The sequence below is a fragment of the Planctomyces sp. SH-PL62 genome, assembly GCF_001610895.1.
In the GTDB taxonomy this organism is placed as follows: Bacteria; Planctomycetota; Planctomycetia; order Isosphaerales; family Isosphaeraceae; genus Paludisphaera.
On record NZ_CP011273.1, the window covers coordinates 3,931,323 to 3,948,566 of the forward strand.

The 17,244-nt window shown below is 69.0% G+C and carries 9 protein-coding genes and 1 tRNA gene; 7 read left to right on the plus strand and 3 right to left on the minus strand.

Annotated features, from left to right (window positions below; genetic code table 11):
- Positions 1 to 60 precede the first annotated feature (60 nt).
- From VT85_RS15290 to VT85_RS15315, 6 genes are all read left to right on the plus strand, one after another.
- Complete coding sequence (locus tag VT85_RS15290; RefSeq protein ID WP_068416910.1) at positions 61 to 6,090, plus strand: hypothetical protein; 6,030 nt, start codon at positions 61 to 63, stop codon at positions 6,088 to 6,090.
- A 122-nt stretch (positions 6,091 to 6,212) separates the two neighbouring features.
- Positions 6,213 to 7,469, plus strand: a complete 1,257-nt coding sequence (locus VT85_RS15295) for a DUF1559 domain-containing protein (protein ID WP_068416914.1) — start codon at positions 6,213 to 6,215, stop codon at positions 7,467 to 7,469.
- 189 nt (positions 7,470 to 7,658) lie between these two features.
- Positions 7,659 to 7,732, plus strand: a tRNA-Ile gene (locus VT85_RS15300).
- Positions 7,733 to 7,916: 184 nt separating this feature from the next.
- Positions 7,917 to 9,545 carry an SMP-30/gluconolactonase/LRE family protein gene (locus tag VT85_RS15305; protein WP_231871384.1) on the plus strand — a complete coding sequence of 543 codons (1,629 nt, stop codon included), beginning with the start codon at positions 7,917 to 7,919 and terminating at the stop codon, positions 9,543 to 9,545.
- Between the two features lie 306 nt (positions 9,546 to 9,851).
- Complete coding sequence (locus VT85_RS15310) at positions 9,852 to 10,058, plus strand: hypothetical protein (protein WP_068416917.1); 207 nt, start codon at positions 9,852 to 9,854, stop codon at positions 10,056 to 10,058.
- Positions 10,059 to 10,300: 242 nt separating this feature from the next.
- Positions 10,301 to 10,690 carry an HU family DNA-binding protein gene (locus VT85_RS15315; RefSeq protein ID WP_068416920.1) on the plus strand — a complete coding sequence of 130 codons (390 nt, stop codon included), beginning with the start codon at positions 10,301 to 10,303 and terminating at the stop codon, positions 10,688 to 10,690.
- A gap of 132 nt (positions 10,691 to 10,822) precedes the next feature.
- Here the strand turns inward: VT85_RS15315 and VT85_RS15320 are convergent, their stop codons facing one another.
- Genes VT85_RS15320 through VT85_RS15330 form a run of 3 tightly spaced genes read right to left on the minus strand, consistent with a single transcriptional unit; the run spans position 10,823 to position 15,510 of the window.
- Positions 10,823 to 11,782, minus strand: a complete 960-nt coding sequence (locus VT85_RS15320) for an SDR family NAD(P)-dependent oxidoreductase (protein WP_068416923.1) — start codon at positions 11,780 to 11,782, stop codon at positions 10,823 to 10,825.
- Positions 11,779 to 14,661, minus strand: coding sequence for a hypothetical protein (locus VT85_RS15325; protein ID WP_068416926.1), 2,883 nt, complete (start codon positions 14,659 to 14,661; stop codon positions 11,779 to 11,781). Before VT85_RS15325 ends, VT85_RS15320 begins: the two co-directional genes overlap by 4 nt.
- 39 nt (positions 14,662 to 14,700) lie before the next feature.
- Entirely contained in the window at positions 14,701 to 15,510 is an 810-nt protein-coding gene (locus tag VT85_RS15330) for a protein-L-isoaspartate(D-aspartate) O-methyltransferase (RefSeq protein ID WP_082858626.1), read from the minus strand.
- Between the two features lie 270 nt (positions 15,511 to 15,780).
- Between VT85_RS15330 and VT85_RS15335 the strand changes: the two genes are divergently transcribed.
- Positions 15,781 to 17,088: a glycosyltransferase gene (locus tag VT85_RS15335; RefSeq protein ID WP_197490747.1), complete on the plus strand. Its 1,308-nt coding sequence runs from the start codon at positions 15,781 to 15,783 to the stop codon at positions 17,086 to 17,088.
- Positions 17,089 to 17,244: the final 156 nt, after the last annotated feature.

Here is a 17,244-nt window from a genome sequence, read left to right on the forward strand (position 1 = left end):
GCCGGGCGGGGCGACGGACGCCGACGACACGAGACGAGACGAGGAAGCAGGGGGACGACCATGACGACCAGTGCGTATCGGAATCGACGTCGCGAGCGGCGGGGGGTCATCCTGATCCTCGTCCTCGGCGTGCTGGGGCTGATGGCGGTGATCGGCGTGACGTTCGCCACGTTCACCGGGCAGTCGCGGATCGCCAGCCGGAGCTTCGCCCAGTCGAAGATCCAGCCCCAGAGCGAGCAGCTCATGGAGTTCGCCCTGTCGCAGCTGATCAGCGACACCAACGACGTCCGCTCGGCCATCCGGGGTCACAGCCTGGCCCGCGATATGTTCGGCAACGACGCCGGCAAGAACGGCTATCTCGACGCCCGCCCCGACGGCGCCCGGACGGCCCCCGGCAACAACTCGTTCTTCTACGTCACCCGGATCGTGGCGGGGGCGCTGCCCGGCCAGTACATCCTGAACACGAACATCCCCGAAGGCGACCCGCTGTTCTACGGGTACAACTTCCTGCGGTGGACGATCCGGGTCGGCTACGTGGGGAGCCCGCCCCCCACCGGCGTCACCGGCGCGATCAACCAGACCTTCGAGGTGGTCGGCGACGGCGGCTTCGTCGCGGGCTCGACGAACCCCCGCCAGCTGACGGTCGTGATCGCGCCGACGGACGTGAGCACGAATCTGAGGAATCTCAACAACATCTCGACGACGTTCCCGACGGGGACCAACACGGTCACCCCGGCGAGCCGGCTCGTGCCGAACCTGAACGCCACGTTCTCCACCCAGTTCCGGTTCATCCTCGACGGCCGCTGGCTCCACGCCTTCAACGGCCCCGGCAAGTCCACGAAGGCGAAGTACGCCAACTTCCGGTACAACCTGGACATGCCCGGGGCCGTGGGGATGGACGAGGACTACGACGCCGTCGACCTGGAGAACTGGTTCCTGGCCATGCAAAGCGCGGACGGCCAGGTCATCATCCCGTCGTTCCACCGTCCGGCCAACCTCCGCTACGAGCCGGGCGTCCTCAACGATTGGGAAGACCTCCCCGCCGACACCGCGGTCGTCCGTCGCGAAAAGATCTCACGGCTCCTCCGCCCCCGACAGGCCGACGGCCACGACCCCGTGGCGTTCCCCGATCTGATCCCCGACGCGACCACCGGCCAGATCACCTTCGACGTCGACAACGACGGCGACGGGGTCTCGGACTCGGTCTGGGTGGACCTCGGCTACCCCGCCCGCCGCAACGCCCAGGGGACCCTGTACAAGCCCCTCTTCGCCTTCATGGTCGTCGGCCTCAACGGCCGGATCCCGCTCAACACCGCCGGCAACCTGGCGGGACGAGGGACCGGCGAGGAGTCCAACGCCACCCACGCCTCCCACCTCGGCAACTCGGTCAGCGAGATCGACCCGACGTACGGCCTGCAGAACGCGCTCTACCCCGGCTACGGGCAGGCCGATTCCTCGACTCTCGACGTCCGATTGACCCAGCTCCGGAACATCCTGGCCGGCACCCGGCCCCAGGCTGACCCGAAGAAACCCGACATGACGGGTCAGGTCAACGGCGATGTCAACCTTGTCCAGATGGGCTGGCAGGACACCGCGCAAACCATTCCGATCTACACTTCGATGCCCAACGGCATCACCGACGTGGGGGACGTGGACTCCGCCGGAAACACGCCGCCGACCGCCCCGGTCGTCCGCAAGACCAACCCGGTGGCCGGCCGCTGGGGCGAGCCTGAATCGGTCCCCGGCGGTCAATACACCCCCCTGGGCACGAACTACAGCAACGAGGTCCGTCCGGGCTACTCGATCAGCATCTACGACTATTTCGGCGGCGGCGGCGTGCCGGCCGACGCGGCCGACGACGACTTCAACTCGTTCGACGTGTATCCGACCGCGTCGATCACTCCCCCCCGCGTCGGCGAAATCAACGACGCGGACTTCTACGACCCCGCCGGCGCCCTGCTGCTCCCCGTCGAGCGGATGCGCCGCTTCCTGACGCCGGTCGACCTGAACGGCTCGGGCTCGGTGAGCCGCTGGAACTCCCGCGGCGGCGCGAGGAGCGGGGCTGACTACTGGGGACGCGTCGAGTACCGCGGCTACTATCGCCCCCCCGGCCTGCCGGGGCTGATCGACCCCGCCAACGGCCAGATCCTGTACCCGTGGGCGAGCGGCGACACCTACCCGAACGCCATGCCCAGCAGTGCGAACGTCACGAACAGGCTCGCGCATAACAACAACATCCTCCACGGCTACGAGTCGTTCCTGAACCCGAACGCCCGCGGCGCCCCCCAGCGTGCCGGCGGCATCCTGGCCTACCAGGACTCGACCGCCACGCCCCCGCTGGCGATCGGCGCGCCGACGAAGATGCCGACCTACAACGGCGAGATCAACTCGGGGCTCCAGTACACCTATAACGACGTCGACGAAACCGGGACCCCGATCTCCGTCACCGTCAACAGCCGGTCCGACGGCCTGAACGAGGCCGACGAGCTGAACCTCTACAACCCGAACCCGAACCTCGACTCGCCGTTCAGCCACGCGGACCTGGAATGGCTCTACCGCCGCCAGGACGCCGACGGCGCCTCGCTGGGGAGCCGGCTCGCCTCCCTGGCCCCGATCAGCTTCCTGAACGACCAGGACGGCCTGCGTCGGCGGCGGCTCTACGCGATCGAGTCGTGGGAGAGCAACGCCTACGCCTGGGCCAACGACAACCCCGTCGACGCCTTGAACAACCCCCTCTTCCCGTCGAACAGCCGGTTCGCCTCCGGGGCCAACGCCAACATGGCGAACATCTCGGCGACGACCTCCACGCCGGCCCTGGCCCAGCGCGGGCGGAAGATCAACCTGAACATGCCGCTGCCGGTCTCGAACGACCCCAACGAGCCGATCCGCCGCAAGTGGATCACCGACGCCTACCAGTTGATGAAGACCGTGCTGCCGCCGCGGGCCGTCGACACGCCCGAGGAGCTGGCGCAGCTCGGGCAGTACCTCGTCAACCTGGTCGACTTCCGCGACCCCGACTGCACCATGACCCGCTGGGTCAACCCGGACGTCTTCCTCGTCCCCGTCGGCCGGATGACGCCCGTCAACGCGCTCCCCGTCCTCTCGTTCACCAACCCGAGCGGCGCGGTCCCCCTTGAGCAGTTCGGGATGGAGTTCAACCCGATCGCGATCAACGAGGTCCTCGCCTATTCGTACGCCCGCAAGGAGGGCGTCGGCCCGGGCGTGAACACCGGCCGATTTTTCGTGGAACTGGTGAACACGCTGACCCGGCCCGAAACCGGCGAGCGCCTTCCTCGGTATCCGGGCGACCCCTTCAACAACGCCAGCCAGGTCAACCTCAGCGGCTTCAATTCAACCGCCGCCGCCCCCTACGACGGGGCCTGCTGGGACCTGATCTTCACCGAGGACCTCCCCGGCAGCCGCCCCGAGCCGTTCAGCGGCCAGCTCCAGCCGGGCGCCGTGGTCCACAGCCTGACGCCCCTGAGCCGGGCCGCGTTCACCCCGGCGGCCGACGCCGTCCTCAACCCCCTGCCGCGCCAGAAGGGGGGCTCGGCCGCCGACTTCTTCGGGTCGGCGACCGACCCCAAGTACATCGCGACGATCGCCAACGCCTTCCCCGGGACCGGTACCGAGGCCGACAGCGAGACCAAGCCGGTCGCGGCGAATCTCCCCGGCACCGCCAACCTCTTCACGCTGGCCACCGCCTACGACCCGGTGAACCCGACCGCCGCGCCCACGCTCACCTTGCCGGCCGGAGTCCTTCCGAAGACGATCACCGGGGCGCCCGTCACGGTGATCCCGCCCAAGATCACTCGGATCGCGGGCCAGGCGACCTACTACTGGGTCTGCCTGCGACGTCCCGCCAACCCGATGGCCCCGGTCTCGGCCAACAACCCGATGATCGTCGTGGACAGCATGCGGTTCCCGTACATCGACGCCGGCGGCACCGTTCGGACCGACTCCACCCCCAATCCGACGACCGACCCCAACCGCGTGGACCTCGTCAGCGCCAAGGGGGACAACGACATCTATTCGTATCAGCGGATGCAGCCGTATCGCGGCGGCCAGGCCGTCCCGGTGATCGGCGCGACGACCGGCAACATCGACCCCCGCTACGGCTACACCGAGCAGATCGCCGCCCCGATCACGACCCTGGGGGGGATGATCAACTACGGCACGGGTACGACCCAGCAGGACGGCTCGCTGGGCCCCCAGGTCTCCAGGGGGACGATCTACCACACCCTGGGGCTCCCGAACGACGGCACGATCGCCGGCGCGAATCCGGCCGAGTACTGGGACTTTTTCCCGTTCCACGACCGCGACTTCACCAGCCCCTTCGAGCTGACCCTCGTGCCGGGCGTCGGCCCCGGGATGTTCACCAAGCACTTCGCGGAGTTCGCCCCCACCGCGTCCAATGAATCCGGCTTCAAGGCGGCGGCGGCCGGCACCCTCGCCACCACCCGCTCGGGGCTCGTCAGGCCTATCCTGGTGACCGGGGCGGGCTCGCCCTGCGCCAGCGATCAACTGGCCCAACTGCTCCTGTATCGAGGCGCGAGCAGCCCCGTCGAGCCCCACACGTATCCCTACCTGGTCGACAAGTTCTTCTACACGGCGGCCGGGGCGTCGGGGATCACGGATACGCTCTACACCTCGCCGACCGCCGCGGCGACCGTCGGCGGCTACGCCGGCGACGGCTGGTTCAAGATGTTCGAGTTCTTCGAGGTCCCCAGCCAGATGGCCGGCGCCATCGGCTCGGTCGCCCAGGGGACGAACTTCGACTGGGCCCGCCAGGACCTCAAGGCCGGCCTCATGAACCTGAACCTGATCATCGACGAGGAGGCGTTCCTCGCCCTCCTCGGCAAGCAGGACATGTCGGGCTCGCCCCCCACGTTCCAGCAGCGGTTGATGAATCCCTACATGCTGCCGCTCCCCTCCGATTTCTCGCCGGCCTACTCCGGGTTCACGGGGGGACTCTGGTCGGGCCCGCTGACGACCGGCCACCCGACGACCCCGATCATCGTGTCGGCGATCACCGCCGACGGCTCGCCGGCCTACGCCTACCCGATGCAGAACGTCGGGACGGTCGCTCCCGAGCCGGACTCGACTTCGCTCCAGAACCGGATGAAGGCCGCGTTCGCCCAGTTCCTCTGGACGCGGCACGGCGGGTCGGGCTTCCTTTTCGGCTTCGGCGAAGGGGCCACCGGGCAGAACATGGCGATCTCGCTCCCCACGCCCCCCACGCCGGCCGCCCCCTTCAACGCCACGTTCCTGACCCAGATCCCGGCCGAGCGGCCCTTCCGCTCGCTGTCGTACCCCGACATCGGGGCCACGCCTATGCGGCCCGCGGCGCTGCCGCCCTCGGGCTACACCGACCCCGTCTTCGATTCGGCGAACCCCTGGGTGTCGTTCGATCCCGGCTTCCGCAGCCTGCTCAGGTTCCCCGGCTTCGATCGACTCGTCGGCCCGATCAGCACCGCCGCCGCGACGGTCCTGCCGCCGCCGATCCCGACGCGACGCCTCTTCCAGCTGCCGGACGCATTCACCGGCACCTCGATGAGCAACGCCAGCGTCCTGGGCAGCCCCTACATCAACCGCCTCAGCCCGGTCGGGGCCGGCAACCCGGCGATCGGCGCCATGCCGCCGATCCTCATGGCGTCCGACAACCTGGCGAGGAACATCAACGACGGCGCGATCAACCTGTTCATCCCCGATACGAACACGCCGGCGACGTACGACAACGTCGACCACGGCCGCGGCGGTGCCAACCCCAACCTGACCCAGCACCCCTACTTCCGCAGCGAGCTGATGCAGCGGGTGCTGAACCTGACGACGGTGCGGACGCACCAGTACGCGGTCTGGATCACGGTCGGCTTCTTCGAGGTCAAGCGCGAAGGGGACATCGCCATGATCGGCAGTGCGTACCCGCAGGCGGCCTTCGACGTGCTGGGCCCGGAGATCGGGGCGTCGACCGCCGAGAACACCCGTTATCGCAGCTTCTTCGTGGTGGATCGGCTCAAGCTCACGGGGTTCGACCCCGAGTCCGTGGGCGCGTTCCGGCCCGCCGTGGTGTATCGTCGGACCATCGAGTAAAGCCCGGCCCGGGGGCCGGTTCTCGTCACAGGCGAGACGGCCGAACGTATTGTGTTAGGGGTCGATGTCTCGATACGATTCCGGTAGTCTCGTTCTCTCCGTCTACTGAAAGGACCGCCTTCATGAAGCCCCGTCGTCGTCGCCAAGGTTTCACGCTGATCGAGCTGCTGGTCGTCATCAGCATCATCGGCGTCCTGGTCGGTCTGCTGCTGCCGGCCATCCAGTCGGCCCGCGAGGCCGCCCGCCGCGCCCAGTGCCAGAACAACCTCAAGAACATCGGACTGGCGCTCAACAACTTCGCCATCCGCAAGGGCGCCTACCCGCCGGCCGGCACCTTCTTCGAGGCCCCGCCGGCCACCGCGACGGACGCGCTCACGTCGGTGCTCTACCAGGCCCAGGCCTCGGGCGCCACGACCGTCGCCCCCCGCGCCGCGAAGAGCTGGGTGGTCGAGATCCTCCAGGACCTCGACCAGGCCGACCTGGCGAACAACTGGACCCATGAGCTGAACTACCTGGCGACGACCGCCCCCGGCACCTCGACGCCGAACGGCCTCATCTCCAGGACCGCGCTCGCCATCCTGCGATGCCCGGACGACGCCAACTTCACCCCCAACGAGGGCAACCTGAGCTACGCCGCCAACGGCGGGTTCGCCCGGTTCGCGGCCGCCCCCCTCCAGTGGAAGGGGTTCACGATGGACGGCGACTCGGCCGGCGGCAGCCAGTCCACGCTCCTGAAGTGGGATTCGGCCGGCGCCCTGGCACAGGGCGTCAACCAGAAGCTCGGCGTCATGTTCATCAACTCGATCTACAACAACAACTCCGGGATCGCCACCGACACCCCGACGGCCATCCCCGGCGCCATCAACGGCCGCAACCCCGGCTGGGGCGGGACGAAGACCACCACCGCGAGCATCGTCGACGGCTCGGGCTCGACCGTTCTCATCGGCGAGAGCACCCTGGTGGGCTACTCGACCGGTACGGCCTACTCCGGCATGGTCGAGACCAACTGGGCCGCCCCCTGGCCGACCTTCGCCCTGTTCATGGGCTCGGACGACATCTGCGGCGCCGCCGGAGCCTGCAACACCAGCCTGGCCGACGGCACCAACGCCACCGACTCCACCCTGTGGGCGGCCGCCAACCGGGTCGGCAACTATGAGAACATCGGCTACGGCCAGGCCCTGACGATCAAGGGGACCTTCCCCTTCGTGACCAGCGGCCACCCCAACGGCAGCAACTTCGCCTTCTGCGACGGCTCCGTCCGGTTCATCAACAACTCGATCGACGGCACCGTCTACGCCAAGATCCTCACCCCGGCCGGCAGCAAGCTCCCGGTCCCCTTCAAGCAGCAGCCGGTCAGCCAGGACGCCTTCATCAACTGAGCCGGACGACGGCTTGATCGGATGACGGCCTGAACGAGACGACGGGCCCCCCTCGACCCGTCCGGCGAGCCCCCAAGGCGCGCCGGACGGGTTGTTTCGCGCCCAGGCCGAAGGATATCGTGGCCGATCGGGGACTAGGTGGTTGACTCGCCGCCGCTTTCGGGTAGAGTAACTCCTGTCCCAAGCAAAGGGCGCATAGCTCAGTTGGCTAGAGCGTACCCCTGATAAGGGTAAGGTCCCAGGTTCGAATCCTGGTGCGCCCATTTGCCGCCTCTCCCGCCTCGTTTTTCCTCTTTCCGATTTGGGCCCCCTCTCAAGGCCCACCCTTTCACCCGGCGGTTGGCCGGGCTAGAATCATCGGCCGTTCCCCTCGGCCTCGATCCTGATTCAAGGCCGGTGGAGATCCTCCACGCTCCCGAGCCTTCTCCCACCTCAGGAATGCGCCCGATGATGCGACGCCGATCGACTCGTCTCCATCTTGCTTCATGGACCCTGCTGCTCGGCGTCATCGCGTCCGGCGCGGCGTCGGCCGACGAGGTCCCCAGGGGGGAAGTGCAGAAGCACGAGTTCGCCGCCTCCTCGATCTTCCCGGGCACCACCCGCGACTACTGGATCTACATCCCCAAGCAGTACGATCCGTCGAAGCCCGCCTGCCTGTTCGTCTGCCAGGACGGGCTCCAGTACGACGCCCCGGCGGTGTTCGACGACCTGATCGCGAAGGGGGAGATCCCCGTCCTCATCGGGGTCTTCGTGATGCACGGCCGGGTCAAGGCTCCGTCCGACGGGGCTCTCGACCGCTTCAACCGCAGCCTGGAATACGACGGCCTCGGCGACGCCTACGCCCGCTTCCTGACCGATGAGCTGCTGCCGGACGTCGAGAAGCGGCAGGCGGCCGACGGCCGGCCGATCCGCCTCTCGAAGGACGGGAACGACCGGGCGATCGGCGGTTCGAGCAGCGGGGCCGTCTGCGCGTTCACCGCCGCCTGGGAGCGCCCCGAGTCCTTCCGCCGGGTCTTCAGCGCCATCGGCACTTACGTCGGCCTTCGCGGCGGCAACGACTACCCGACCCTGATCCGCAAGTACGAGCCGAAGCCCCTCCGCGTCTTCCTGGAGGACGGCTCCAACGACCTGAACATCTACGGCGGCGACTGGTGGATGGCCAACCAGGAGATGGAGCGGGCGCTGACCTACGCGGGCTATGAAGTCGCCCACGTCTGGGGCGACGGCGGCCACAGTTCCAAGCACGCGACGGAGATCTTCCCCGAGGCGATGCGATGGCTCTGGAAGGGCTGGCCTGCCGCCGTCCAGGCCGGCTCGCGCTCTGACAAGCTCCAGGAGGTCGTGATCGGCGGCGAGGGCTGGACGGTCGCGGCCGAGGGCGTGGATGCGGCCTCGATCGCCGTGGACCCCTCAGGCGACGTCTACGTCAGCGACGCCGCCGCTTCGCGGATCAGCCGGATCGGGGCCGACGGCCGGGTCGAGCCCGTCGCCGATCGTCCCGAAGCGATCGTGGACGCGCTCGCGGGCCGGATCACGCGGAATGACGGCGCGCGGTTTCAGCTCCTCCCCAGCGCCGACGAGTCGCCGACCGGCGGACGCCGGATCGAGGCCCGGACGCCCGAAGGCGCGGCGGTGATCTCAAATACGGGGATCGCGGGGGCCGAGAGCCTCGTACTCTCGCCCGATGAATCGCTGCTCTACATCGCGGACGCGACGAGTCGATGGGTCTATAGCTTCCAGGTCCAGCCCGACCTTTCGCTCCAGTTCGGCCAGAAGTACTACCATCTCCATCTCCCGGACGACGCCCGCGACGCCGGGACCTCCGGCCTCTGCGTCGATCGCGACGGCCGGCTCTATGCGGCCACGACTCTGGGCGTCCAGGTCTGCGACCAGGCGGGTCGTGTCAACGTGGTCATCCCCACCCCCGGGGGTGCCGCCGACGCCGTGACGTTCGGCGGGCCGGATTTCGACGTTCTGTATGCGACGAGCGGAAACGTCGTCTACAAGCGGCGTGTGAAGCCTCACGGCGTGCATGGTTTCACTCCTCCGCACAAGCCTGTGGCTCCTCGTCTTTAAAGCCCCCCAGATCGTTCGTCTTCCCAGGAATGACGATCCGAGGCGTCTGGGAGGTCAGAAACGTCCCTGTCGGAGCCTCTAATGACGTATTGGCGCGACATGGCGTCGAATTCGGGAAACATGAGACTTTCGCCGGCACAACTCGCCCTATTTCGCGTAGATCAGGAGGCGAAGTTCCGCCCTCCCCGACCGGCGGGGGGGATCGCCGCTTCGGGTCCCCGGTTCGTGAGCATTGACGAGCCGGGTGGCGGTGGCCGCATCGAGGGACATCCCTGGTATGCGGCTCGTTGGTTGAGGAAGGTGAACATGAACGACGCGCGATCCCAGAGTCCGACCATCGTGTTGCGGATCAGCGACGGCTCGCGCCTGGTGCGTCAGGCTTTCGCGGACTTCGGGCAGGCGTCCCGAAGTGCCGAGGCCTACGCGAGAGAGGGGTTCATGGTCGACATGGTGTCGGCCACGGGGACGTTCCTCATGGATTTCGAGCCCCTCCGCCGCGGCCTGGCGGTCTGAGCCTGGGGCCTTCGGGCCCGTGGAATCGGCCGGAAAGTCGTGCGAACGACGAGTCGAGGGCGAGAAAACCTCGAAAACCCTGGATTTTCGGGAGTCGGCCCTGATTTTCTCTGGAGGTTTGCGGCATAATCGTCGAAAACGATCGGCAGGAGCCACGACGACCACTCTTCAATGGGGAGGGAGGATTCGACCGGCTCGCCAGACGTTAGGCGTCGATCTTTCTGCAAAAGGGTGATTCTCCCATGGCCAAGAAAGCCGCTCCCAAGGCCGCGGAACCCAAGGCGGCCCCGGCCCCGGCCCCGGCCGCGAAGGCTGCTGCCAAGCCGGCCGCGAAGCCCGCGACCAAGACCGAGATCTTCACCGCTCTCGCCGCGAAGACGAACCTGAGCAAGAAGGATATCGCCGGGGTTTTCGAGGCGATGTCCGAGCTGATCGAGAAGGAGATCGGCAAGAAGGGCCCCGGGCTGTTCGTCCTCCCCGGCCTGCTGAAGATCAAGGTCGTCCACAAGCCGGCCACCAAGGCCCGCCCGGGCTTCAACCCGGCGACCAAGGAGCAGATCATGATCAAGGCCAAGCCCGCGAGCAAGGTCGTCAAGGTCCAGCCGCTCAAGGCCCTCAAGGACCTCATCTGAGCTGTCGCTCCGATCAGGCTCGTCGTTGAACGACCGCGTCAGGCCACCCGGATCGGGACGCCGCCTGACGCGGTTCGTCGTTTCCGGCCCGACCCCCGGATCGATGGGGGGCGGCCGTCGTCGTCGATCGAATCAGCGACCGATCGTCCGATCCCGGCGCCAGGCCACGAAGCGGTCGAGCCCCTCGCGGAGCGGCGTGTTCGGGGCGTAGCCCAGTTCCCGGACGGCCGCGGAGACGTCGGCGAACGTCTGTCGGACGTCGCCCGGCTGCTCGGGAGCGCGCCGGATGATCGCCGGCTTCCCCAGCGCGGCGGCCAGGGTCTCGATCATCTCGCGAAGCTCGACCGGGTGGGAGTTCCCCAGGTTGTAGAGCTTCAGCCCGGCGCAGCGGTCGATCGCCCGGACGACGCCGTCGACGATGTCGCCGACGTACGTGTAGTCGCGCCGGGTGGATCCGTCGCCGAACATGACGACGGGCTCTCCCCGCTCGATCCGGTCCGCGAACAGCGATACGGCCAGGTCAGGACGGTTGCGGGGCCCGTAGGCCGTGAAGAACCGCAGGCCGGTGATCGGCAGGCCGTGGAGATGGTGGAACACGTGGGCCATCAACTCGCAGGCCCGCTTGGACGCGGCGTAGGGGCTGACGGGACGCTCGACCGGGTCGGTCTCGCGGAACGGCCCCTCGTCGCGGTCCCCATAGACGCTCGAACTCGACGCGTAGACGAACCGGGGCCGCGGCTCCAGCCCGGCGGCGGCCGAGAGCCAGTTCACGGTCCCCAGCACGTTGACCTCGGTGTAGAGGGCCGGCGCGGCGATACTCGGCCGGACCCCGGCGCGGGCCGCCAGATGGGCGATCGCGTCGGGCCGGGCCTCCCGCACCAGCGCGTCCACGGCGGCGGCGTCGCGGACGTCCATCTCCACGAGCCGGAACCCCGGGCGGCCCGAGGCCCCGGCCAGGTTGGCTTCCTTGACGGCGCGGGGGTAGTAGGCGTCGAAGTCGTCGACCACCACGACCTCATGGCCGTCGTCCAGCAGGCGGTCGACGAGATGCGAGCCGATGAACCCCGCGCCTCCGGTGACGATGGTCCTCATTCGGCGATCAGCTCCCAGTGGATCGTGGGCGTCCGACCGTCGACGATCAGCGCGACTCCCTCGCCGTCCGAGAGCGTCTCGACCTGCGCCGGCTTGACGCGAGCCCCGGCGCCGTCGAGGGCGAAGGCCTTGATCGTCCCCTTGCGACGCCACTCGACGCGGGCGCGGACCGGCTCCTGGAGGAGCGGCGGGCGGCCCGGATCGGCGGCCTCGCGCTTCCAGGGATCGACCCAGCGATAGCCGGTCGGCTCGACGCGGGCGATCGTCGTGACGAGCAACCGCCCGGCCCGTTCGATCGGCTCGGTCCCGACCGACGAGGCCACGACCACCGCGAACGGCGACTCGGACGCGACGCTCAAGGTCGGGAACGTCGCCCCGGCGTCGCCGTTCCAGCCGGCGATCCCCTGGGTGTACGGCGTGTCGACGACCAGACGGCCCTGGGAAGGGTCCCAGCCCGGAGGGAGCGCCTTGCGGCGCGGCGCATTGCGGGCGGGCGCGGTCTCGCGGCCGGTCGCGGGCTCGCGTCCTCGGAGCAGGATGGATGCGGCGTGGGGCCAGAGGGCGTAGACCTGGGGGGTCCCGTTGGCCACCTCGGGGAGCTGGAAGATATCCTCGCCCCCCGCGGTCCCGACGGGCCCGTCGCCCCAGACCTTGGGATGGACGAAGACGCCGCGGCGGACCAGCGCGTCCCAGTCTTCCTGAAGGGCCGTCGCCGACGCCAGCAACTGGTCGGCCGCCTCGTTGGGGAAGGCCCAGGCGCCCTGAGTCTGCGGGCACCACTGGCCCACCACGTAAGGCCGGCCTTCGGCCAGCTTGCGCGAGGCCCCGGCGACGAGCCCGCCGTCCCCGCTCCAAAGCTGAGACCGGAAATCAGGACCGAGCCAGGGCGAGGGGTTCCAGTATAGCCGGTCGTCGATCAGGTCGAGGCCCGTGGCGACGAGCGAGGACGCGAACTCCGGTTCCCGCCGCCAGTGCGACACCGAGGCCACGGGCGCCTTGAGACCGGCCTTGCGAAGCTGATCCGCCCAGCCGGCGTAATGGGCCGACTCGATCGAATGCCAGAGCCGCCGGCCCGAGAGCCCCCGCGTCTTCTCGGCCCGCGCCCGAAGTTCCGCCCCGTACGAGGCGGGGAGCGAGTCCGGGCGGTCGATCAGGTCGAACAGCGAGGCCTCGCCCGCGAGCGTCACCCAGGCCAGGCCGGGGGAGTCGCGGAGCGCCCGGCCGGTTTCCGCGTTGGGATGGGACAGGAGCGCGAGCGAGGCGTCCACGTTGAGCTTGCCGATGGTCGGGTCCAGCACGGCCGCGGGCCCGCCGCCGGGGGGGAGCAGGCCGGCCGACTTCACGCCGTCGTCGCTTCGAAACCGACGCCCGCCCAGGAGTTCCAGGGCGACGTAGATCCCCCGCTTCTCCAGGGCGGCGATCAGGTGGTCTAGCCTCTCCAGGGCCACCGGATCGAACTCCCGCGTGTCGTCCCGGACGTCGTCGAAGAGGCTCCGGTCGGGGCCGAGGGGCGTGTCGAGCTCGCCGAGGCGGACGAGGTTGACGCCCGATCGCGCCAGGCGGTCGGCCAGTTCGTCGGCCTTGTCGGCCTCCTGGAAGGCGGCCGGCGGCAGGAGCTGGACGCCGAAGAATCGGGCCCGGCCGCCGTTCTGGAAAGCCAGCCGACCGTCCTTCACGACCACGTTCCCCTTCGAGCCCGCCGGGGAGGGGGACAGGAACGAGAAGTCCAGGGCCGACCCGGCGGCGATCGTCGCGGCGGGCTCGTGCGGGTGCCAGCCGATGACATCGTCGGCCGTCTGGAAGGGGCTCCAGGAGCCGAGCTCCGGGTTCGGCGCGGCGGCGATGCGGACGTCGTCGATGCGGATCGAGCCGACGCCGTCGGACTTCTCGAACTGGACGACGGCCCGCACCGCCCCGCGAGGGACCGGGACCACCGTGCGCTGGGCCCTCCAGTCGAACGAGCCGGACCACTGGAACGCCGGCTCGCCGCCGCGACGCCCCCCCAGGGGCTCGCCTTGCTCGTCGAGGTAGTAGAAGACCGCGCCGGCGCCACCGGAGCCGCGAAGGCCCTGGCCCCGCGCGTACAGCGACAGCTCCAGGCCGTTGAAGCCCTCCACCGGCAAGGCCAGTCCGGTCAGGACCCTCGCTCCGGAGCGAGACAGCTCGATCGCCGAGTCCGATTCGCGACCGGGCGAGATGCGGGCGGCGTCGTTGTCGACGGTCCAGTAGGAGGGCGACGGGTCGCCCAGCTCGAAGTCGCCGTTGACCACCAGATTCGTCGTCTCGACGGTCTGGCGGGGGATCAGCTCGAAGGTCAGTCCGTCGACGTCGAGCCGACCGGACGCGCCCATCAGGCCGACGGACATGATGGCGTCGTGGGTGCCGGGGGGGACGGGGATCCGCTTGGCGACGCGGGTCCATCGGTCGCCGACCGAGCGGGTCCAGGGTCCCATCGTCCCTCGGGAAAGTTGCCTGAGCTCGTCGCCCAGGAAGTCGATCAGGAGGCTGGGCTCCTCGCCCACGCGCTCGCCGTACTCGATGTCCTTGAGGCGGACCCAGAGGCCCAGGACGATGGCCTCCACCTTGCGGCCGTCGACGCCGAAGGCGCGGCTGAGCCGGGCGGGGCGGCCGCGACGTTCGCAGGCGAAGCGGACGAAATGCGGGCCGGCCGCGCCGCCGGTCGTCTCGATCGCGGCGTCGCGGGCGTTGTACCAGCCGTCGGGCACGCCGTCGGCGTTGGCGTCGAGTTCGAGGTCGTCGCGGGCCGGGGGGGGCGGGCGGAGGATCTCGCCGGCCGGTTCCTGGGCGGCTCCGGCCGCGGAGAAGGCCCACGCCAGGCAGAGCGCGAGCGACAAGGAAAGCGGCGTCGTCTTGGTCACGGGGGATCTCCGTCGCGTCACCTGGCGTCCGGGCGGTCGTCAGTCGGCCTTCGGGGCGGGGGCCGCGGCCTCGCCGGGCTTCGGCTCGGCCTTCTCCTTGAGCGCCTGTCCGGTCATGGGGACGAACAGGGTGGGCTTGAGTTCCTTGTCGATCAGCTTGCCGTCCCGCTTGATCACCAGGTGCACGATCTGGTTGAAGCGGTCGCCCAGGGGGATCACCATCCGTCCCCCTTCCTTGAGTTGGTCGATCAGCGGCTTGGGGATGCGCTGGGGGGCGCAGGTCACGATGATGGCGTCGAAGGGGGCGGCGTCGGGCCAGCCTTCGTAGCCGTCGCCGACCTTCGTGTGGATGTTGGTGTATCCCAGCTCCTTGTGGACCTTCGCGGCCCGTTCGCCGAGCGGGGCGTGGATCTCGACCGAATAGACGTCCTTCACGAGCCGCGAGAGGATCGCCGACTGGTAGCCGGAGCCGGTGCCGACCTCATAAACCTTGTCGGTCGGCTTGGGGTCGAGGACCTCGGTCATGAAGGCGACGTCGTAGGGGGGGGTGATCGTCTGGCCCTCGCCGATCGGGATCGACTCGTCGTCGTAGGCCTGGCGGTCGGTCTCCGGCGGCAGGAAGCGGTGGCGGGGGACGGTGCGGAAGGCGTCCAGCACGCGCGGGTCCTTGATCCCACGCTCGACGAGGTGCCGCTGCACCATCCGCGCGCGAGGCCGGGCCGTCGGATCGTCGGCCGGGGCCTTGGCCGATTCCTGGGCCCGGGCGGCCAGGCCGCACGCCAGGATCGTCAGGAACGTCAGGAATCCGGCCGGTCCCGAAGTCGAACCTTTCCTGAAGTGTCGTCTCATCGAAGTCTCCCTTCCTCGAACAAAACGCCTCGACGTGAAACCCCAAGTTTACCACGTCCCCGCCGAGAGCTTCATCGGGAGGGCCGGAGGTCGGCCGCTTTTCGAGGACCGGCGTCGAGACCGGCCGCAAGGCCCCGTGAACCGTCGCAAGCCTTATTGGTGGAAATCGGCCCCGACGCTATGATGAACCCGGAGGCGACGGCGTCGATTTTCGACCGGACCGTTTCCGCGTCGCCGGATACTCGGCGCGATCCCCTCGGGACGCCGGGGGTGTTCCCTCTCCAGGAAGGCGACGGCCGGATTCGTCCGTCGCCGGGGCTCGGGATGAGCATGACCTCCTACCAGACCGCCGACTTGCTGCTTGGGCTCGTGGCCGCCGTCGCCGTGGCGTCGACCCTCGCGTCGACGTGCTGCCTCCTCTGGGTCACGAGGCGGGCGCGGAACCTCCCCGACCACACCCCGCCGGTCACGATCTTCAAGCCCCTCAAGGGGCTCGACGAGGAGCTTGAGGCGAACCTCGCCAGCTTCTTCGCGCTCGACTATCCGACGTACCAGCTCCTCTTCTGCGTGGCCGACGCCGCCGACCCCGCGGCGGCCGTGGTCCGCAAGCTGATGGAGGAGCACCCGGAGCAGGACGCGAGGCTGGTGGTCGGCTGCCCGCCGTTCGGCCTCAATCCCAAGGTCGAGAGCCTGGCGGCGATGGAGCCGTTCCGCCGTCACGACATCCTCCTCATCAGCGACTCGAACGTCCGCGCCCAACCCACCTACCTCCGCGAGACGGCCTGTCACCTGGCCGACCCGAGCGTGGGGCTGGTCACGAACCTGTTCGTCGGCAAGGGGGAGATCCACGCCGGAGCGGTGATGGAGAACCTCCAGCTCAACGGCTTCATCGCCGGCGGCATGGCGATGGCGTCGATGCTGGGGGTGACCTGCGTCGTGGGCAAATCGATGATGCTCCGGGCCTCGGTCCTGGAGGCGATCGGCGGATTCGCGGCGGTGCGCAACCTGCTGGCGGAGGACCAGGTGATCGGGATGCTCGTCCGCAAGGCCGGGTATTCGATCCGCCTGAGCCGCCACGTCATCGAGAACGTGAACCGTCGCCGAGGCTTCACCTGGTTCCTCAATCGACACTCGCGCTGGTACAAGATCCGCCGGCGACTGGCCCTGCCGGTCTTCGCCGTCGAGCCGCTTTCGAACCTGGCGGCGATCGGGCTGGTCTGGGCCTTCTCGGGCGATTCCGGCTTCGCCTGGGGCGGTCTCCTGGGGCTGGTCGGCCTGGGGATGGCTCGCGACGCGATCCAGACGCGATGGCTGGGCGGCTCGTTCCCCAAGCTCCGCCACCTGATCTACAGCCCGATCAAGGACCTGATGCTCCTGCCGCTCTGGTTCGACGCCCTCCTGAACAGCCACGTCCAGTGGCGGGGGCATCGCTTCTACGTCGGCCGGCTCACGCGGCTCATGCCCGACCCGACGGCTCGTCCGCCCGTCCGCTCCGGGCGCCGATCGCCGCGCGTCCACGGCGGCTCGCCCCCGCCGCATCGTCCGACCGAGGAGACGAGCGCCCCCGCTTCGGAATGAGTGGACTCCAGGGTTCCCATTCTCGGATCCTTGTGTCAGAATTTTCATCGGCCGTCTGCGCTCGTCGAGGCCCGTCGTGAGACGTTCGCGGAGGTCCCTCGGTCCGGAAAGGATCCCTTGATGGAAGAAGAGCCAGGCGCATCGGAATCCGATGCC